Here is an 18,940-nt window from a genome sequence, read left to right on the forward strand (position 1 = left end):
GTGCTGACTCGGCCCACCATTCGCGCGGACTCGGCGAGGTGGTCGGGGGATCAGGGCAGCAGGGCCGGCTCGTCGGGCGGGGCCAGGGTGAGGACGGCGTCCTCGATCATGGCGTCCCGCTCAACGTCGGCCTCGACCTTGCGGAAGCGCAGGGCCAGGTGCGGCTCGGTGTCGTCGCCGACCAGGTCGACCGCGGCGACGACGAAGAGCCGCTGCGGGCCGACGTACTCGACGTGGAGGTAGGTGATCCGGTCGATCTCGGGGTGCTCCAGCAGCCGGGCCAGCACCCGGGCCCGCAGCTCGGGCGAGAGCTCCTCCCCCAGCAGGTACTCCATGTTGCGGCGCATCAGGAAGACGGCGACCCCGGCCAGCAGCAGCCCGACGGCGATCGACCCGAGCGCGTCGAAGACCGGGTCCCCGGTCAGCTGGTGCAGGGCGATCCCGCTGCCGGCGAGCAGGATGCCGACCAGAACCGCGGAGTCCTCGAAGAAGACGGCGCGCAACGTGGGGTTCGACGTACGACTGACGTAGCGCAGCGGGGGCATCCCCCACCGGCGGGCCGCGCCGCCCACCTGCCGCGACGCCTGCAGGAACGACGCTCCCTCGAGCACGAACGCGACGCCGAGCACGACGTAGTTGACCAGGTAGCTCTCGGCGCCGGCCCCGTCGCTCAGCAGCTCGGTGACGCCGTGCCAGACCGACACGACCGCGCCGGCCGAGAACAGGCCGAAGGCCGCCACCAGCGACCAGATGTACGTCGATCGCCCGTAGCCGCGCGGATGCTCCTCGTCGCGGGGCCGCCGACCCGTCCGCTCGGCCACCACCAGGAAGATCTCGTTGCCCGTGTCCGCCCACGAGTGCGCCGCCTCCGCGACCATCGCGGCGGAGCCGGTCAGCACCGCCGCGACCGACTTGGCCACGGCGAGCAGGCCGTTCGCCGTCAGGGCGACCAGCACGGTCAGCAGCGACTCCTGCTCGGTCTGCTCCTCCGGGGTGCTCACCCCAGCAGCGGTACCCGATCCGTCAGGCGGCCCGACGCAGTGCCCGGACCGACTGGGCGGAGCCCGCCAGCGCGGCGAGCAGGGCCAGCCCGCCGCAGGTCACCGCGATGGCCAGCAGCGGCAGCCACGGCAGGGTGAAGCCGACGTCGCCGACGTCGCGGGCGATCGAGGCCCGCACCACCGCGCCCACGAACGCGACGACGGCGCCCCCGACCAGGAGTGCGGCGGCACCCACGACCCCGGCCTCCCACAGCGCCGCCCGGCGCAGCTGGTGGACCGTCGCGCCCAGCAGCGAGGCCGCTCGGAGCTGGGCACGCCGCTGGGATCCGGCGATCAGCACCGAGTTCACGATCGCGATGCCGGCGTACAGCCCCGACGGGCCGAGCAGCACCCACAGCCCGACGGCGTTGCCCGCCCGGGCCTGCTCGTCGGTGCGCTCGATCCAGGTCCGCGCCGACAGCACCTCGGCGTCGGTGCCCGCGAGCACGGAGGCGACGTCGACGGCACCCGGGACCACGAACACCGTCTCCACCGTGCCGGCCCGGCTGCCGACCAGCACGCGGGGCAGCAGCACCTCGCCGTACAGGTCCGGCGCGTCGCGTACGACGGCCCCCACCCGCGGCCGCAGCACCCGCTCGCCGATCTGCACGCGCATCCGGTCGCCGACCTGGCGGCCCTGGTCCATCGCGAAGGTCTCGCTGATCGCGAGGTGACCGCGGTCCAGCCGCGCCAGGCTGCCTCGTACGGCGACCAGCCCGCGGGCCTGCTCCGCCGACCCGACGTCGACCACGTCCACGTTCTCGCGTGAGGCGTCCGCGCCGAGCAGCACCGGAAGCGTCGTCCGCTCGTCGGCGACGTCGACGCCGGCGGCGCGGAGCCGCTCGACCGCAGCGGGATCCCCGCCCGTCTCGACCACGACCGATGCGTGCAGCTGCTCGCGGTTGAGGGCGGTGGTCCAGTCGGCGGTGAAGCTGAGCGTGACGATCAGCGAGCCGGCGATCGCCGAGATCGCCAGGATGGGGGCGGCCAGGGCCGCCGGCGCGCGGGACGCGGTCCGCACGTGGTCGCGGGCGAGCCGGGCGGAGACGTCGCGGCGCGCGAAGGGCGCGGCGAGCAGCCCGCCCAGCCACGGGAACAGCACCCGACCGAAGCAGACCAGCCCGATCACGACCACCTCGGGCAGCAGCACCGCGGCGACCAGCGCGAAGAGCGGGCTGACCCGGCCGGCGAGCGGCAGCACCGCGAGGGACCCGAGCAGGAAGGTCGTCCCGACCACGAGCTGGGTCACGCTCGGCCGGCGCCGTTCGAGCGACGCCTCCCGCAGGGCCGCGGACGGGGCGACGCTGGCGGCCCGCTTGGAGGCCCGCCAGCTCCCGGCCAGCGCGACCGCCGCGCCGCACGGTACGGCGATCGACCAGGCCAGCCACGGCGCCGGGAGCTCCAGGTCGAGCGTGGTGACGCCCCGCGCCCGGAGCAGCGCGAGGAAGGCGGGAGCGAGCAGGGTCGAGAGCAGCGCACCGGCGGCGGAGGCGAGCAGCGCGACGACGGCCGACTCGCCGAGGACCATCCGCCGCACCTGCCGCGGGGTTGCCCCGACCAGCCGGAGCAGGCCGAGCTCGCGCTGCCGGGTGGCGACCACGAAGCCGAAGGTGCTGGCCACCACGAAGAGCGCCATGAACAGCGCCACCGCCGACATGATCCCGATCAGCGCGGCCAGGTCGTCCAGCTCGACCCGCTCGGCGGCTGTCACGCCGGGGGCGCCCAGGGTCTGCTCGACGGCACCGGTGATCGTGACCGCCATCCCGATCAGCACGACCCCGCAGGCGAGGGCGACGAAGGCGCCGACGTACGCCGGCCAGGACCGGCGCACCGTCCGCCGGCTGATCGCGAGCATCATCACCGCTCCAACTCGCTCATCGCGGCGGCGATCCGGGTCGCGTCGGCGCGGTCGAGCCGGCCGACGACCCGGCCGTCGGCGAGGAACAGCGTGCTGTGGGCATACGACGCCGCCAGCGGGTCGTGCGTCACCATCACCACCGTCTGCCCGTGCTCGTCGCTGGCCGCCCGGAGCAGCTCCAGCACCTGGCGTCCCGAGGCCCGGTCGAGGGCGCCGGTCGGCTCGTCGGCGAAGAGCACCTCCGGCCGCGCGTGCAGCGCCCGGGCGATCGCGATCCGCTGCTGCTGGCCGCCCGAGAGCTCGGGCGGGCGACGCCGGGCCTTGTCCTCCAGACCGACCTGGCGCAGCGCGGACAGGACCGCGTCCCGGTCCACCCGACCGCCCGCGAGCCGCACCGGCAGCGCGACGTTCTCGTACGCCGTCAGCGCGTCGAGCAGGTTGTAGGCCTGGAACACGAACGCCATCGAGGTACGGCGCAGCCGGGTCAGCTCGGTCTCGTCGAGGCGCCCCAGCGGCCGGCCCGCGATCAGCACCTCGCCCCGGGTGGGCCGGTCGAGCCCGGCCGCGACCTGGAGCAGCGTGGACTTGCCGGAGCCGGACGGACCCATCACGGCGGTGAAGCTGCCGCGGGCGAACGCGTGGGTGACGCCGGCGAGCGCGGACACGTCGCCGGCGCGGGAGTGGTAGGTGCGGGTGACGCCGTCGAGCGCGACGGCGACGTCGGTGTCGATCTGGGTGCTGGTCATGAGCCCATCCCACGCGGATCGGGCCATCGGGTCGCTGGTCCGCACGCGACACCAGGGGTAGCGCGTGCGCTACCCCGCGGGCGTTCCCCGCCCCCTAGGGTCAAGGCGTGAGCCGCCTGCCCGACGCCTGGACCGCGGTGCGGTCGAGGCCGTGGCGCCTGCTCGGCTCCCGCTGGCCGTGGGGCGCGCTGGGCTACCTCGCCTCGACGGTGCCGGTCGGCCTGGTCGCGCTGCTGGTGCTCTCGACGACGGTGCTGCTCGGCGTGCTGACCGCGGTGCTCGTCGTCGGCCTCCTGGTGCTCGCCTCGGTGCCGATGCTGGCCGGTCTGATCGCCGCGGTGGAGCGGCACCGCCTGCGCCTGGTGCAGGGCCGGTCGGCGCCCGGTCCGAGCCTGCGCGAGCGGCTGCGGGCCGGTCGCCGGCTGCCGGTCTCCTGGGCCGAGGTCGGGTACGCCGCCCTCCTGGCGCTCGTGCTGTGGCCGATCGACCTGATGGTGCTGCTGTTCGGTGCGGCCGTGCCGGTGCTCCTGATGCTCGCCCCGTGGCTGTCCCGCGTCGACACGTTCGAGGTCCTCGGCTGGCGGGTCGATCCCGGCGTCGAGGCCTGGGTGGCGGCGCTGGCCGTCGGGCTGCCGACGACCGTGCTGGCGGCGTACCTGCTGACCGTGCTGGCCGTCGCCCAGGCCGCCCTGGCCCGGCTGCTGCTGGACCCGCGGGAGGCCGAGCTGACCCGAGCGGTCGCCGACCTGCGGCGCTCGCGGGTCGATCTCGTCGACGCGTTCGAGACCGAGCGGCGGCGGATCGAGCGCGACCTGCACGACGGCGTGCAGCAGCAGCTGGTGGCGCTGACGATGACCCTGGGCCGGGCCGAGCTGGACGTGGCGGACGGGCCGGGGCTGGACGCCGTACGGCAGGCGCACCGGCAGGCCGAGCAGGCGCTGGAGGACCTGCGCGGCACGGTGCGCGGCATCCACCCGCGGGTGCTCGTCGACCACGGCCTGGCCGCCGCCGTGCATGAGATCGCCGACCGCTCCCCCGTGCCGGTGAGCGTCGACGTCCGCCTGGACGGGCGACTGCCGGGACCGGTGGAGGCGGCGGCGTACTTCGTGGTCAGCGAGGCGCTCACCAACGTCGCCCGGCACTCCGGCGCGCGGCAGGCGCAGGTGCACGCGTGGCAGCGGTCCGGTGCGCTGGTGCTCAGCGTCGTGGACGACGGGGTCGGCGGGGCTCGCACGGACGGCCCGGGCAGCGGCCTGCGCGGGCTGGCCCTGCGGCTCGACGCGCTCGGCGGCGACCTGCAGGTGACCAGCCCGCCCGGCGGGCCGACCCAGGTGCGGATGGAGTGCCCGTGCGACGACTGAGGATCGTGCTCGCCGAGGACGCCGCCCTGCTGCGCGAGGGCCTGGTCGGCATCCTCGAGCGCGCCGGGCACGAGGTCGTCGCGGCCGTGGGCGACGCCGACGCGCTGCTGGCCTTCACCGCGCGCGAGCGCCCGGACGCGGTCGTCACCGACATCCGGATGCCTCCGACCCACACCGACGAGGGCCTGCGGGCCGCCGCGCGGATCCGCGCCGAGCAGCCCGAGGTCGCGGTGATGGTGCTCTCGGCGTACGTCGCCGAGGCCTACGTGCCCGAGCTCCTCGACAGCGCTCCCGGCGGCGGGGTGGGCTACCTACTCAAGGACCGGGTCGGGCACGTCCGGGAGTTCCTCGACAGCCTGGACCGGGTGGCCGCCGGCGAGACGGTCGTCGACCCGCAGGTCGTCCGCCAGCTGCTCGGGCGCCGCCGCGACGACGGCCCGCTCGCCACCCTGACCGGGCGGGAGCGGGAGGTGCTCGGGCTGATGGCCGAGGGCCGCACCAACGGCTCGATCGCCGGGGTCCTGGTGGTCAGCGAGGCGGCGGTCCGCAAGCACGTCGGCAGCATCTTCGCCAAGCTCCGGCTCGACCCCGCCTCGGACCGGCGGGTCTCCGCGGTGCTGGCCTATCTCCGCGGCTCCTGACGTCGGGGTTCCTGAGCGGTCCGTAGGTTGGGCGCATGCTCCGCCGCCCGACCCTGGCCGCCTTCTCGCTGGCCTTCATCCTCGCCCTGGCCGGTTGCGGCGACGACCCCGAGCCTTCCGCCGACGTGCCGGACCCGGTCCGGGTCCCGCCGTCGAGCGCGGCGCCGGAGCGGTCGTACGTCGCCCTCGGTGACTCCTACACCGCGGCCCCGCTGATCACCGACGAGACGGCCGTCGACGGCTGCCTGCGCTCGTCGACGAACTACCCCGCCCTGGTCGCCGCGGAGCTGGGCTACGACCTCACCGACGTCAGCTGCAGCGGCGCCACCACCGAGAACCTCAGCACCCCGCAGCCGACGACCACCGGCGAGGCGCCGCCGCAGCTCGACGCCCTCGGGCCGGACACCGCGCTGGTGACGATCGGGATGGGCGGCAACGACGGCGGCGTCTTCTCGCGGCTGATCTCGTGCGCCTCCGGCGGCTCGCCCTGCCGGGACCGGCTCGGGTCGCAGGGCCGGGCCGATCTCGAATCCGCCGTCGACGAGCTCGGCCCGAACCTCACCACCGCGCTGGCCGCCGTACGGGAGCAGGCGCCTGCGGCCGAGGTCGTGGTGGTCGGCTACCCGCAGATCATCGCCCCCGACGCCGACTGTCCCGACCGGCTCCCGGTCGCCGCCGGCGACCGGCCCTACCTCGCCGGGCTGAACGAGCGGATCCACACCGTCCAGCAGCGCGCGGCGCGCGCCGCCAAGGCGTCGTACGTCGATCTGTACGACGCCAGCGCGGGCCACGACGTCTGCGCGGACGACCCGTGGGTCAACGGCGTCGAGACGATCCCCGGCGTCGGACTGACCCTGCATCCGCTCGCCGCCGGCCAGGTCGCCGCGGCCGAGCTGGTGGTGGCCGCGCTGGGGTAGTCCGTCACACCAGGGGGTCTGGCCGGCGATTCACCCCGCTGGTGTGACGGACTACCCCGCCAGACCGTCGTGCACGATCCGGCCGGCGACCACCGTCAGGGCCACGGACATCTCGCGGAGCACCGCTGCGGACCTCACCGTCGAGTCGGCGGAAGTGAACGGGTCGGCGTCGAGCAGCACCAGGTCGCCGCGAGAGCCGACACCGACGGTCGGCTGGCCGTCGACGGACGCGGCCAGGGCCTCGCGGGCGGTGAGCGCCTGCTCGCCGTGCCAGGCCTCGCGCTCGTCGGCGCTGCGGTGCACGGCCGCGGCCATCGCGAGCCACGGGTCCAGCGGGGAGACCGGCGCGTCCGAGCCGAGGGCCAGGTTCACCCCGTCGTCGAGCATCCAGCGGAAGGCGAAGCACCGCTCGGCCCGGTCCGGCCACACCTTCTCGGTCAGGTCGCGGTCGTCGAGCAGGTGCGCGGGCTGGACGCTGCCGCGGATGCCCAGCTCGGCCATCCGTCGTACGTCGTCGCGCCCGACCAGCTGGGCGTGCTCGATCGACCCGCGCGCCCCGGTCTCGGCGTACGCCGCCAGCGCGTCGGCCACCGCCGCGTCGCCGATCGCGTGGGTGGCGATCTCCAGCCCGGCGCCGTGCGCGCGGGCGAGCAGCCGCCGCAGCTCCTCGGGCGCCTGGTTGGGCTGCCCGGCGGGGTACTCCAGCCGGTGCGCGTCGGCGTACGGCTGACAGCACCACGCGGTCCGGGTGTTCAGCGAGCCGTCGCTGATGATCTTCAGCGGCCCCATCGTGAGCCGGTCGTCCCCGTGGACCCCGAGCAGCGGGTCGCCGGTGCGCAGCCCGGCCGCGATCACGTCCTCGAGGGTGTCGGCGTACGTCGCCCACCGCACCCGCAGCGTGTCGCAGCCCTGCGACCAGCGCCCGGCCCACTCCTCGCGGCTGGCCCCGAACTCGAAGTCGGTGAAGCCCACGATCCCCATCGACGCCGCGTGGTCGAGCGTGCGGCGGTAGGCGTCCGGGGAGGTGCCGTCGTTGCCGACGAGGGTCGCGAGCCGGGGGTACGCCGCGAACCACTCGGTCTCGCGGACCACCGAGTCGCGCACCGGCATCGCCAGGTGCATCAGGGCGATCGTGTTGAGCCAGGCGTGGTGGCCGTCGCCGCTGATCAGCACCACGGCGGTGTCGGCGGAGACCGCGTCGAGCTCGGAGACGGTGACGTCGCGCTCCCAGCTGCCCGAGCGGTGGCCCCAGCCGATCACGGGCAGGTCGGGGTACTCGGCGATGCGCTCCGCGACTCGGGCGACGACCTCCTCGGGCGAGCGGGCGGGCGCGAGGTCGAGGCGCTGCGAGGCGAGCGTCCACTGCGCCATGTGGACGTGCTGGTCCCACAACCCCGGGACCAGCCAGCGTCCGCCGGCCTCGACGACCTCGGCGCCGGCCGGCCGGTCCAGCCCCGTACCGACCGCCGTGACGGTGCCGTGCTCGACCAGCACGTCCAGGGGTGCGTCGGGCACCCGGTCACCGGACGCGATCGGCACCAGGCGGGCGCCGCGCAGGAGGAGGCTCGTCATGGGCCAGACGCTAGGGGGCGGCCGGATCCGGGCCCGACCCGGCCACCCACTACGGTGATCCGCCATGACGGCTCGCACACTCGGCATCGCCCTGGCGCTCGCCGTAGCCGGTGCCGTCGGCGGGTACGCCGTGGGCGCGGTCAACGCCGACGAGCCGCGGACCATCTCGATGGCGCTGCCGGTCCCGGCCGCGTCGCCGTCGTACCCCGTGAACGAGTACGACGTGAAGCCCGACCCCGACGACCCGGCGCTCAAGCCGGGGTTGGCGCTGGTGGAGACGCGGCTGAGTGCCGCCGGCTCCAAGCTCGTCACCGGGGTGCCGACGGCGTGGAAGGCCGGCGGCGAGGGGAACTACCGGACTTTCGTCGTGGCGGGCAACCCGCTCAACACCTACCAGCTGCGGGTGGGGATCTTCACCGACAAGCAGTCGGTCGGCGTGAAGCGGATCGCGCGGCTCGGCGCGCTGGACGAGGCGGAGGACAACGACGCTCTGCAGAACCTCGTGGTCGAGTCCGAGACGGACGACGGCTTCGTGGCGAGCTACCTGCAGCACGGCTACCGCCGCGTGACCATGGAGCGGTTCCTGACCCTGGGCGGCACGTCCGCCTACGCGACCGTGGCCGTCATCGGCCGCGAGATCGACCGTCCCGGCCTGGAGGACCTGCTGGCCCGGGTGAGCGGGTCGCTGCGGGTCCCCTGACCAGCCCGCCTCACATCCCGTAGACGGCGACCGAGTCGAGCACCCGGTTGGCGGTGGCCCGGTCGCGACTGCGGACCTGGATCCAGACCAGCTGGTCCTTGGTCGCCTGCACGACCCGTTCGATGGTCACCCCGCCGGGGCAGCCGGCGAAGCCGAGGGTGCGGACCTCGTCGCCGTCCTGCACGTCGTCGGAGCGGGTGCCGGTCTCGGTGCACTCCGGGTGCTGGGGCAGCTGATCGGGCAGCTCGGTGCCGCCCAGCACGCCCACGAACACCCCCTGGCCGGTGCCCTCCGGGTCGGTCCAGTCGGCCACGGTCCCGACCGAGAGCACCGGCCGCTCGACCTCGTCGTCGCCCGCGGGCACCCACGGACCGGTCGCCACCGCTCGGTGCCACGCGGCCGGCACGGTCACCGCGAGGGTGCCGTCGGCGTCGTCGACCGTGACAGCGGGATCCGCCCGCGCCTGCTCGACGGCGAACCCGCCGAGCCCGCCCGCGATCAGGGCGGCCACCCCGAGGAGCACGGCGGGCCAGCGGCGGCGCCGCACCGAGACCGCCGGCTCCGGCACCGGCACCACGTCGGTGACCAGCTCCGGCCGAGCGCCCGGCTGGGTGAGCTCGGGGTCGATCGGCAGCCACGGGGCGGGCGAGCCCGCCGCGGTGCCGTCGAGCGCGGCGGCCAGCGCGCCGACGTACCCCTCGACGTCGGGCCAGCGCTCCTCGGGGTCGGCGGCCAGGGCCCGACGTACGACGGCGTCGACCGCGTCGTCGTAGGGACGCTCGGCGGTCGACAGCGGCGGCGGGGGCACCGGCCGGGCGGCCGCGGCCAGCGAGGCGTGGGAGTACGGCGCGCGCCCGGCGAGCAGCAGGTAGCTCAGCGCGCCGAGGGAGTACTGGTCCGCGCGGGCATCGAGCGGCTCGCCCTGGGCCTGCTCGGGGGCGACGAAGGACGGCGTGCCGGCGAGCATGGTCAGCCGCGACGACACGTCGAGCGCCTTGCCGAGCCCGAGGTCGGCGACCATCGCCCGCACCGAACCGTCGACCGTGCGGAACAGCACGTTGGCCGGCTTGACGTCGCGGTGCAGGATGTCGCTGCGGTGCAGCGCGGTCAGCCCGGCCCCGACCTGGCGGACCACCTCGAGCGCCTGCCCGGCGGTGAGCCCGTCGATCTCGAGCCGGTCGGCGAGGGTGCCCTGGTCGGCGTACGTCATCACCAGGTACGGCCGGCCGTCGTCGAGCTCGCCGGCGTCGAAGACCTGGACGACGTACGGGGACTCGACCCGGCGCAGGTAGCGCCCCTCCTCCAGGAACCGGCGTCGCACCTGGTGGTCCTCGGTCCAGTTGTCGGCGAGCACCTTCACCGCGACCGGCGCGTCGAGCTGCTCGTCGTAGGCCAGCCAGACGGTGGCGAAGCCGCCCGCGCCGATCCGGCGGCGCACGGCGTACCGGCCGAGGCGGCTGGGCATGGACACCCAGCCATTATGGGTGGCCGGGGGCCCGGGCCACCGCCCCGCCGCCCGGGACCCCACCCCGGACCCCGAGCCCGACCCTGAGACGGCTCAGGGGTGCGACCGGGGTCGGCTCAGCGTTCAGCCCCGATGTGCGCAGGGTGCCCCGCGCACCAGGCTCATCCCCATGATCACGGTCGAAGCACTGAGCAAGAGGTACGGCGCCTTCACCGCCGTCGACGACGTCTCCTTCACGGCGCGGCCCGGCCGCGTCACCGGATTCCTCGGCCCCAACGGCGCCGGGAAGTCCACGACCATGCGGATCATCGTGGGGCTCACGCCCACCGACTCCGGCACCGCGACGGTCGCCGGCCGGCGCTTCGCCGACCTGCCCAACCCGGGCCTGGAGGTGGGCGTGCTCCTGGACGCCTCCGCCCAGCACGCCGGCCGCACCGGGCGGGAGATCCTCGCCGTGGCCGCCCACACGATGGGCCTGCCGAAGAGCCGGGTCGACGAGATGCTCGAGCGGGTCAGCCTCACTCCCCAGGAGGCCGGCCGCCGGGTCCGCAACTACTCCCTCGGCATGCGGCAGCGGCTCGGCATCGCCACCGCCCTGCTCGGCGAGCCCGACGTACTCATCCTCGACGAGCCCGCCAACGGGCTGGACCCCGCCGGCATCCGCTGGATGCGCGACCTGCTGCGGGGGTACGCCGACCGCGGCGGCACCGTGCTGCTCTCCTCCCACCTGCTGCACGAGATCGAGGTGATCGCCGACGACCTGGTGGTCATCGGCCAGGGCCGGATCGTGGCCCAGGGCACCAAGGCCGAGCTGCTCGCCGGCGCCGGCACCCTGGTCCGCACGCGTTCGGTCCCCGAGCTCACCCGGGCGCTCACCGCCTCCGGGCTCACCCCCGTCCCCAGCGGCGCCACCGGCTCGGACGACGCGCTGCGCGTCGACGCCGACCCCGAGGTCGTCGGCAAGGTCGCGCTCGAGGCGGGCATCGCGCTCGTCGAGCTGCGCGGAGCCGACGGCGCCGGGCTCGAGGAGATGTTCCTCGAGCTCACCGCCGACACCCAGCGAGAAGAGGTCGCAGCATGAGCACCGCCACTCCCACCGTCGACGCGGTCGCGACCGCGCCCCGTCGTACCCCTGCCCGGATCCCCATTTCGCGGCTGGTCGCCGTGGAGCTGCGCAAGTCCTTCGACACCCGTTCCGGCTTCTGGCTGCTGGCCAGCATCGGCATCCTGGCGACCCTCGCCACCGGCGCGGTCATCCTCTTCGCCCCGAACGACGAGCTGACCTACGAGACCTTCGCGACCGCGATCGGCTTCCCGATGGCCATCGTGCTGCCGATGGTCGCGATCCTCTCGGTCACCAGCGAGTGGAGCCAGCGCACCGGCCTCACGTCGTTCACGCTGATGCCGCACCGCGGCCGGGTGATCGGCGCCAAGGCGCTCGTCGCGCTCATCGTCGGCGTGGTCTCGATGGGCGTCGCCCTGGTGATCGGCGCCCTCGGCAACGTCGTCGGTACGGCGATCACCGGCACCGACCTGGTCTGGAACGTCTCGGTCCAGGAGTTCTCGTTCATCGTCCTCGGCAACATCATCGGCATGGCCGTCGGCTTCATGCTCGGCGTGCTGATCCGCAACTCCCCCGGCGCGATCGTGGGCTACTTCGTCTACTCGCTGGTGCTCCCCACGATCACCACGGTGCTCTCCCAGACCCAGGAGTGGTTCGCCGACAACCAGTCCTGGATCGACTTCAACTACGCGCAGGGTCCCCTGTTCGAGGGCTCGCTCACCGGCGAGCAGTGGGCGCAGCTCGGGTTCACCGGCCTGTTCTGGCTGATCATCCCGCTGACGATCGGCGTCTGGTCGGTGCTCCGCTCCGAGGTCAAGTAGCCCCGAACGGATCCTTCGCCGTCCCCCGCGCCCCCTAGGGTTCGGGGGACGGTTCGTGGGACAGCTCGGGGGACGAGGGAGGATCGGGGCATGACGGCGGAGCCGCTGGGCGCGGACGAGATCGACGAGCTCGCGCGACGAGCCCGTGACGGCGACCGCGACGCCCTCGAGGCGCTGCTGACGACCGTGCGGCCGCGGGCGCTGAACGTCTGCCGCGGCGTCCTGCCGTACAGCTCCGACGCGGAGGACGCCTGCCAGGAGGCGCTGCTCAACGTCGCCACGAAGATCGGCGGCTGGCACGGCGAGGGCCGGTTCACCACCTGGCTGCACGTGGTGGCGATGAACAGCGCGCGGTCGACGTACCGGCGGCTGAAGAACCAGGCGGTCGCCACCGACCCGCACGACCACGGGCCCCTCGAGCGGCCCGACCCCCGCACCACCAGCGTCATCGCCGGCACCCGCCTCGACCTCCTCGAGGCGATGGAGACCATCGAGCGCGACCACCCGCAGTTCGTGGAGCCGCTGCTGCTGCGCGACGTCTACGGACTCCCGTACGACGAGATCGCCCGCCTCGTCGGTGTCCCGCTCGGCACCGTGAAGGCGCAGATCCACCACGGCCGCCGCCTGGCCCGGCCGCTGCTGCGGGGCCAGGAGTGAGGCGTACGACGGCGTCGGGCGTGCTGGTCGCCGTACTCCTGACCGGCTGCACCACCGACCTCGACGGGCCGTACGCCCACCCGAGCCCGGCACCGTCCGCCGACCCCAGGTCGGACGCCGATCCCGCCGAGCCTTCCGAGCCCGGGGAGCTCGACCTGGCCGTCAGCGAGCCGGTCGAGGACGCGCTCTACCCGCAGGTCGGCGACCCCGGCGTCGACGCCCTGCACTACGACCTGACCCTCGACTGGGACCCCGGGGCGTCGGTGCTGACCGGCACCGAGGTGCTCACCTTCCGGGCCACCACGACCGCCGAGCGGTTCCAGCTCGACCTGGGCGAGCCGCTCGAGGTCGCCGACGTCAGCGTCGACGGCGAGCCGGTCGAGGTCGAGCACCGCGGCAAGGACCTCGTCGTCCTCTCCCCGGTCGAGGAGGACGGGCGCTACGAGCTCTCCCTGTCGTACGCCGGCACCCCCGAGCCGGCATCCGCGCCCACCACCCGGAGCGACTTCAGCACCACCGGCTGGACGATCACCGCCGACGGCGAGACCTGGACGATGCAGGAGCCGTTCGGCGCCTACACCTGGTACGCCGTCAACGACCAGCCCTCCGACAAGGCCCTCTACGACTTCACCCTCACCGTGCCCGCGCCGTGGACCGGCGTCGCCAACGGCGAGCTCCTCTCGCGCACCGAGTCCGAGGGGGTCGCCGAGACGCGTTGGCACCTCGCCGAGCCCGCGGCGTCGTACCTCGTCACGGTCGCGACGGGCGACTTCACGATGACCGAGGACGAGTCGGCCTCCGGGGTGCCCATCACCTACTGGACGCCGACCGACGAGCCCGAGTACGTCGAGCGGCTGCGGAAGACGCCGGCCGGGCTCGCGTGGCTGGAGGAGCGGCTCGGGCCGTACCCCTTCGACACCCTGGGCGTCGTGGTCGTCGACTCCGAGAGCGGCATGGAGACCCAGACGATGATCACGCTCGGCGACACCGAGTACGCCACCTCGCCCGAGGTGCTGGTGCACGAGCTGGCGCATCACTGGTACGGCAACCAGGTCACCCCGCGCGACTGGCGCGACGTGTGGATGAACGAGGGCATGGCGATGTACTTCCAGGGCGCGTGGGAGGCGGACGCCCAGGGCATCCCGGTCAGCGAGGTGATGGACGACTGGGCCGACGCCGAGCAGGAGGACCGCACCGAGTCCGGCCCTCCGGGTGACTACGACCCGGGCTCGTTCGGCGAGTCGAACATCTACTTCGGCCCGGCCCTGATGTGGCAGGAGCTGCGCGAGCAGCTCGGCGAGGACGCCTTCTGGTCGATGGTGCGCGCGTGGCCCGCCGTCCGCGACAACGCGAACTCCGACCGCGACGACTACCTCGCCTGGATCGAGGAGCAGACCGGCGAGGAGCTCACCGCCTTCTTCGACGCCTGGCTGCTCGGCGCCACCACCCCACCCCGCGACTGACCCCATCCCGCCGAGTCAGCAGAAGTAGCGGGCCGAGTCAGCACTACTGGTGCTGACTCGGCCCTTCTGTCCACAGCAGAAGTGGTTGCCCGGGGGCGGCGGGTCGGGGAGGCTCGCCCGCATGCGGATCCTGGTGCTCGGCGGCACGGTCTTCCTCTCGCGGGCGGTCGCGGCCGAGGCGGTACGACGCGGGCACGAGGTCGTCTGCGCCTGTCGCGGTACGTCGGGCTCGGTCCCCGACGGCGCCCGCCACGTGGAGACCGACCGGACCCGGCCGCTGCCGGCCGAGCTGACCGGGTTCGACGCAGTGGTCGACGTCGGACGCCACCCGTCCTGGGTCCGGGCGGCGGTCGAGCGGCTCCCGGACGCGCACTGGGTGTTCGTCTCGACGATCAACGTCTATGCGGACGAGTCGACGCCCGGCGGCACCCCGGCCGGCCTGACCCTCCGCGAGCCGGTGCGGGAGGACGTCGACCTGACGACCGACCCGGAGGCGTACGGGCCGATGAAGGTCGCCTGCGAGCAGCTGGTCACCGAGGGCACCGCGTCCTCGATGGTGATCCGCCCGGGGCTGATCGTGGGCCCGGGCGACCCGACCGGCCGGTTCAGCTACTGGCCGGCGCGGCTCGGCGACGCCGGACCGCACCCGGAGGTGCTCGCGCCCGGCGATCCGGCCGACACCGTCCAGGTGATCGACGTCCGGGACCTGGCGGACTGGATCGTCGACAGCTGCGAGCTCCGCCGTACCGGTGTCTTCGACGGCGTCGGCCCGGTGCGGCCGCTCGGCGAGCTGCTCGCCGAGGTGGCGGCCGGCTGCGACGCGGACCCGGCCTGGACCTGGGTGCCGCAGGACGCGCTGGAGGCGCAGCAGGTCCAACCGTGGTCCGGTCCGCGCTCGGTCCCGCTCTGGCTGCCGCGGCCGGCGTACGACGGAATGCTCGCCCACGACGTCACCCCGTCCCTCGCCGCCGGCCTCCGGCTCCGCCCCCTGGCCGACACCGCCCGGGACACCCTCGCCTGGCTGCGCGCCACGCCCGACCCGACCGTCACCGGCCTGAGCATCGACGAGGAGGCCGAGGTGCTCGCCGCCTGGCGGGCTCGTTCCTGAGCGCGACCCGTCACTTTCTCGGCGGTTTTCGCGGCGTGTCGGGGACAGATTGACGGGTCGCTGAGCGGCGTACGGCGTCCGCTCAGCGACCCGTCAATCCCGCAAGGACACGCCGTCAAAAGTGCCGAGAAAGTGACGGCTCGGCCAGCCAGGCAGACCTAGAACGCGTTACAGTTCCGGCTCGTGAAGACCTACGTCGTGACCGGAGCCGCCTCGGGGATCGGGGCTGCCACCGCGGCCCACCTGCGCGAGCAGGGCGGGCGGGTGATCACGGTCGACCAGCGGGACGCCGACGTGATCGCCGACCTGTCCACCGTCGAGGGCCGGGCCGCGGCGGTCGCGGGCGTCCAGGGGCTGACCGACGTGGTGCACGGCCTGGTGCCGGCGGCCGGGGTCGGCGGCTTCACCGGCGTCGACCCGCAGCTGGTGGTGTCGGTGAACTACTTCGGCGCAATCGCCCTGGTCGAGGGGCTCCGCCCCCAGCTGGCGGCGGCCGAAGGGGCGGGCGTCGTACTGCTGGCCTCCAACTCGATGACCTGCCAGCCCGGCTGGGACACCGGCCTGGCCGAGCTGCTGCTGAGCGCCGACGAGCCGACCGCCCGGGACGCCGTCGCGGGGATCCAGGCCGTGATGGTCTACCCCGCCACCAAGGGCGCGCTGGCCTGGTGGGCCCGCACGCACGGCGTCACCGCCGAGTGGGCCGGCGCCGGGATCAGGCTGAACGCCGTCGCGCCCGGCCTGATCGCCACGCCGATGACCGAGCAGCTGCGCGCCGACCCGGTCTTCGGCCCGTTCGCCGACACCTACCCCACCGCACTCGGGCGGCCCGGCCGTCCGGAGGAGGTCGCCACGGCGATCGGCTTCCTGCTCTCCGACGCGGCCTCGCTGGTCGTCGGCGTGGTGCTGATGGTCGACGGCGGCACCGACGCGATCACCCACCCGCAGGCACCGCGACCCTAGGGCGGGTCCGGATCACGGTCGTCGTGCGCCACTCTCACCTGGGCGGTGAGCTGGCAACCGAATGACGATGCGGAACGGTTGCTCACGCACCGCCACCCGGCACCAGCCGCGCCGTCGTACCTCAGAACAGCAGCGCGCTGGCCGGGTCCGTCATGATCGCGGCCACGTCGGAGAGGAAGCGCGAGCCCTTCTCCCCGTCGATGTGGCGGTGGTCGAAGGACAGCGCGAGCGTGCAGACCTGCCGGACCACGATCTCGTCGTCCACCACCCAGGGCTGCTTCTTGACCGCCCCGAAGCACAGGATCGCCGACTCCCCCGGGTTGATGAGCGGGGTGCCGCCGTCGACTCCGAACGGCCCGACGTTGGTGATCGTGAACGTCCCGCCGCTCATCTCGGCCGGCTGGGTCCGCCCCTCGCGCGCCGTCGCCGCGAGCTCGTTGAGCGCACGCGCCAGGTCGGGCAGGGCCAGGTCCTGGGCGTCCTTGACGTTGGGCACGACCAGGCCGCGCGGGGTCGCCGCCGCGATGCCGAGGTTGACGTAGTGCTTGAACACCACCTCGCCGGCCGCGTCGTCCCACAGCGAGTTGATCTCGGGCGTACGACGCATCGCCAGCATCACCGCCTTCGCCAGCACCAGCAGCGGCGAGACCTTGACCTCGCGCAGGTCGCGCTGCGAGCGCAGCCGCTCGACCAGCTCCATCGTCCGGGTGACGTCGATGGTCACCCACTCGGTGACGTGCGGGATGGTGAACGCCGACTGGACCATCGCGGCGCCCATCATCTTGCGCACGCCCTTGATCGGCTCGCGGGTCTCGCGGGCGCCGTCGCCGCGGACGTCATCCGGACGGAGCAACCGGTTGCTCTCACCGGATGACGTCGCTCCGGCCGCCGCCTCCACGTCGGCCCGGGTGACCGTGCCATGGGGACCCGAGGCGGCACAGGCGGCGAGGTCGACCCCGAGATCCTTGGCGAGCTTGCGCACCGGCGGCTTGGCCAGCGCGCGCACCGCACCCGGAAGGGGTGCGGCCGACGTCGCCGGGACGGCTGGGTCCAGGTCCTCGATCTCGACCTCGACGACCGGTGCTGCGCCGGGCTCGAACGCGGCCTGGGTCTGCACGTTGGCCGCGCCGGCGCCGGCGCCGGTGGCGACCCGGCGCGCCCGGCGGGTCGGGCCGCGGTCGGCCTTGTTGCGGCCGACCAGGCTCTCGCCCTCGCCGCCACCGCTGGCCGCGGGGTTGGACAGGTCGATCTCCATCGGCGCCGCGACAGCCGACGCGGGCTCGCCCACGGCCAGGAGGGAGGTGCCGACCTCGACCGTCTCGCCCTCGGCGACGAGCAGCGCCGTGACGGTGCCGGCGTACGGCGAGGGCAGCTCGACCAGCGACTTCGCCGTCTCGATCTCGACGACCACGTCGTTGACGGCGATCACGTCGCCGACCTTGACCTTCCAGCCCACGATCTCGGCCTCGGTGAGGCCCTCTCCGACGTCGGGCAGCTTGTACTCAGGCATCAACTGTCTCCGATCAGAAGGCGAGGCTGCGGTCGACGGCGTCCAGCACCCGGTCGAGGTCGGGGAGGAAGTCCTCCTCGATGCGCGAGGCGGGGTACGGCGTGTCGAAGCCACCGACGCGCAGCACCGGCGCCTCCAGGGAGTAGAAGCACTCCTCGGTGATCCGCGCCGAGAGCTCGGCGCCCATGCCGAGGTTGACGTGCGCCTCGTGGCAGACGACCGCGCGGCCGGTGCGGCGTACGGACTCGTAGACCGGCGCTATGTCGAGCGGCGAGAGGGTGCGCAGGTCGATCACCTCGACCGAGCGACCCTCGGTGGCCGCGGCCTCGGCGGCCTTCATCGCGGTCTTCACGGTCGGCCCGTAGGCCAGCAGCGTCACGTCGGTGCCGGGCCGGACGACCCGTGAGGTGAACAGCGGCTCCGGGGTCGCCGACTCGTCGAGGTCGGCCTTGTCGGCGTGGTACTGCCGCTTGGGCTCGAGGAAGATCACCGGGTCGTCGCAGGCGATGGCCTGCTGGATCATCCAGTAGCCGTCGACGGGGTTGGAGCAGGCGACGACCTTCAGGCCGGGCGTGTGCGCGAACTGCGCCTCCGGGGACTCGCTGTGGTGCTCGACCGCGCCGATGCCGCCACCGAACGGGATCCGGATGACCATCGGCATCTTCGAGCGACCGCGCGAGCGGAAGTGCATCTTGGCGACCTGGCAGACGATCTGGTCGTACGCCGGGTAGACGAACCCGTCGAACTGGATCTCCACCACCGGCCGGTAGCCGCGCAGCGCGAGCCCGACGGCGGTGCCGACGATGCCCGACTCGGCGAGCGGGGAGTCGATCACCCGGTCCTCACCGAAGTCCTTCTGCAGGCCGTCGGTGATCCGGAAGACGCCGCCGAGCTTGCCGACGTCCTCGCCCATCACGAGGACCTTCGAGTCGTCCTCCATGGCCTTGCGCAGGCCCATGTTCAACCCCTTGGCCAGGGTGATCTTGGTGCTCATCGGGGTCCCCGATCGATTGTTCGGCGGAGGAGCGAAGCGGGGGAGACGAAGAATCGAGTGGGGT

At 73.9% G+C, this 18,940-nt stretch carries 17 protein-coding genes; 10 read left to right on the forward strand and 7 right to left on the reverse strand.

Features of this window, described 5'->3' with window-relative positions; translation table 11 throughout:
- Window positions 1-50: 50 nt before the first annotated feature.
- Genes MUB56_RS03235 through MUB56_RS03245 form a run of 3 tightly spaced genes read right to left on the reverse strand, consistent with a single transcriptional unit; the run spans window position 51 to window position 3,644 of the window.
- Window positions 51-1,001 carry a cation diffusion facilitator family transporter gene (locus MUB56_RS03235; protein WP_244930480.1) on the reverse strand — a complete coding sequence of 317 codons (951 nt, stop codon included), beginning with the start codon at window positions 999-1,001 and terminating at the stop codon, window positions 51-53.
- A gap of 22 nt (window positions 1,002-1,023) precedes the next feature.
- On the reverse strand, window positions 1,024-2,898 hold the full coding sequence (locus tag MUB56_RS03240; protein WP_244930481.1) for an ABC transporter permease: 1,875 nt from the start codon (window positions 2,896-2,898) through the stop codon (window positions 1,024-1,026).
- On the reverse strand, window positions 2,898-3,644 hold the full coding sequence (locus tag MUB56_RS03245) for an ABC transporter ATP-binding protein (RefSeq protein ID WP_244930482.1): 747 nt from the start codon (window positions 3,642-3,644) through the stop codon (window positions 2,898-2,900). Before MUB56_RS03245 ends, MUB56_RS03240 begins: the two co-directional genes overlap by 1 nt.
- Before the next feature lie 107 nt (window positions 3,645-3,751).
- On the opposite strand from MUB56_RS03245, the gene MUB56_RS03250 reads away from it, so the two are divergent.
- Genes MUB56_RS03250 through MUB56_RS03260 form a run of 3 tightly spaced genes read left to right on the forward strand, consistent with a single transcriptional unit; the run spans window position 3,752 to window position 6,563 of the window.
- Entirely contained in the window at window positions 3,752-5,005 is a 1,254-nt protein-coding gene (locus MUB56_RS03250) for a sensor domain-containing protein (RefSeq protein WP_244930483.1), read from the forward strand.
- Window positions 5,002-5,646: a response regulator transcription factor gene (locus tag MUB56_RS03255; protein WP_348536721.1), complete on the forward strand. Its 645-nt coding sequence runs from the start codon at window positions 5,002-5,004 to the stop codon at window positions 5,644-5,646. Before MUB56_RS03250 ends, MUB56_RS03255 begins: the two co-directional genes overlap by 4 nt.
- Before the next feature lie 35 nt (window positions 5,647-5,681).
- Window positions 5,682-6,563 carry an SGNH/GDSL hydrolase family protein gene (locus MUB56_RS03260; RefSeq protein ID WP_244930485.1) on the forward strand — a complete coding sequence of 294 codons (882 nt, stop codon included), beginning with the start codon at window positions 5,682-5,684 and terminating at the stop codon, window positions 6,561-6,563.
- Window positions 6,564-6,614: 51 nt separating this feature from the next.
- Here the strand turns inward: MUB56_RS03260 and MUB56_RS03265 are convergent, their stop codons facing one another.
- Window positions 6,615-8,135 (reverse strand): amidohydrolase family protein, encoded by a 1,521-nt coding sequence (locus tag MUB56_RS03265; protein WP_244930486.1) that lies wholly within the window; start codon window positions 8,133-8,135, stop codon window positions 6,615-6,617.
- Window positions 8,136-8,199: 64 nt separating this feature from the next.
- Between MUB56_RS03265 and MUB56_RS03270 the strand changes: the two genes are divergently transcribed.
- Window positions 8,200-8,835, forward strand: a complete 636-nt coding sequence (locus MUB56_RS03270) for a hypothetical protein (protein WP_244930487.1) — start codon at window positions 8,200-8,202, stop codon at window positions 8,833-8,835.
- Between the two features lie 10 nt (window positions 8,836-8,845).
- On the opposite strand, the gene MUB56_RS03275 is transcribed toward MUB56_RS03270, so the two are convergent.
- Window positions 8,846-10,300, reverse strand: a complete 1,455-nt coding sequence (locus MUB56_RS03275) for a serine/threonine-protein kinase (RefSeq protein WP_244932341.1) — start codon at window positions 10,298-10,300, stop codon at window positions 8,846-8,848.
- 169 nt (window positions 10,301-10,469) lie between these two features.
- On the opposite strand from MUB56_RS03275, the gene MUB56_RS03280 reads away from it, so the two are divergent.
- From MUB56_RS03280 to MUB56_RS03305, 6 genes are all read left to right on the forward strand, one after another.
- A complete protein-coding gene (locus MUB56_RS03280) occupies window positions 10,470-11,381 on the forward strand; it encodes an ATP-binding cassette domain-containing protein (RefSeq protein WP_244930488.1) in 912 nt (303 codons plus the stop codon).
- Window positions 11,378-12,184: an ABC transporter permease subunit gene (locus MUB56_RS03285; protein WP_244930489.1), complete on the forward strand. Its 807-nt coding sequence runs from the start codon at window positions 11,378-11,380 to the stop codon at window positions 12,182-12,184. The genes MUB56_RS03280 and MUB56_RS03285 overlap by 4 nt, the downstream gene beginning before the upstream one ends.
- 90 nt (window positions 12,185-12,274) lie before the next feature.
- Complete coding sequence (locus tag MUB56_RS03290) at window positions 12,275-12,841, forward strand: RNA polymerase sigma factor (protein WP_244930490.1); 567 nt, start codon at window positions 12,275-12,277, stop codon at window positions 12,839-12,841.
- Window positions 12,838-14,304 carry a M1 family metallopeptidase gene (locus tag MUB56_RS03295; RefSeq protein WP_244930491.1) on the forward strand — a complete coding sequence of 489 codons (1,467 nt, stop codon included), beginning with the start codon at window positions 12,838-12,840 and terminating at the stop codon, window positions 14,302-14,304. The genes MUB56_RS03290 and MUB56_RS03295 overlap by 4 nt, the downstream gene beginning before the upstream one ends.
- A 121-nt stretch (window positions 14,305-14,425) precedes the next feature.
- A complete protein-coding gene (locus tag MUB56_RS03300; RefSeq protein ID WP_244930492.1) occupies window positions 14,426-15,412 on the forward strand; it encodes an NAD-dependent epimerase/dehydratase family protein in 987 nt (328 codons plus the stop codon).
- 183 nt (window positions 15,413-15,595) lie between these two features.
- Window positions 15,596-16,372 carry an SDR family oxidoreductase gene (locus MUB56_RS03305; protein WP_244930493.1) on the forward strand — a complete coding sequence of 259 codons (777 nt, stop codon included), beginning with the start codon at window positions 15,596-15,598 and terminating at the stop codon, window positions 16,370-16,372.
- A 121-nt stretch (window positions 16,373-16,493) separates the two neighbouring features.
- On the opposite strand, the gene MUB56_RS03310 is transcribed toward MUB56_RS03305, so the two are convergent.
- Together MUB56_RS03310 and MUB56_RS03315 are read right to left on the reverse strand one after the other, a co-directional pair.
- A complete protein-coding gene (locus MUB56_RS03310; RefSeq protein WP_244930494.1) occupies window positions 16,494-17,882 on the reverse strand; it encodes a dihydrolipoamide acetyltransferase family protein in 1,389 nt (462 codons plus the stop codon).
- A gap of 13 nt (window positions 17,883-17,895) precedes the next feature.
- The gene (locus MUB56_RS03315) at window positions 17,896-18,876 is read right to left on the reverse strand and encodes an alpha-ketoacid dehydrogenase subunit beta (protein WP_244930495.1); all 981 of its coding nucleotides are present in this window, start codon (window positions 18,874-18,876) and stop codon (window positions 17,896-17,898) included.
- Window positions 18,877-18,940: the final 64 nt, after the last annotated feature.

The sequence above is a fragment of the Nocardioides sp. W7 genome (genome assembly GCF_022919075.1).
Lineage (GTDB): Bacteria > Actinomycetota > Actinomycetes > Propionibacteriales > Nocardioidaceae > Nocardioides.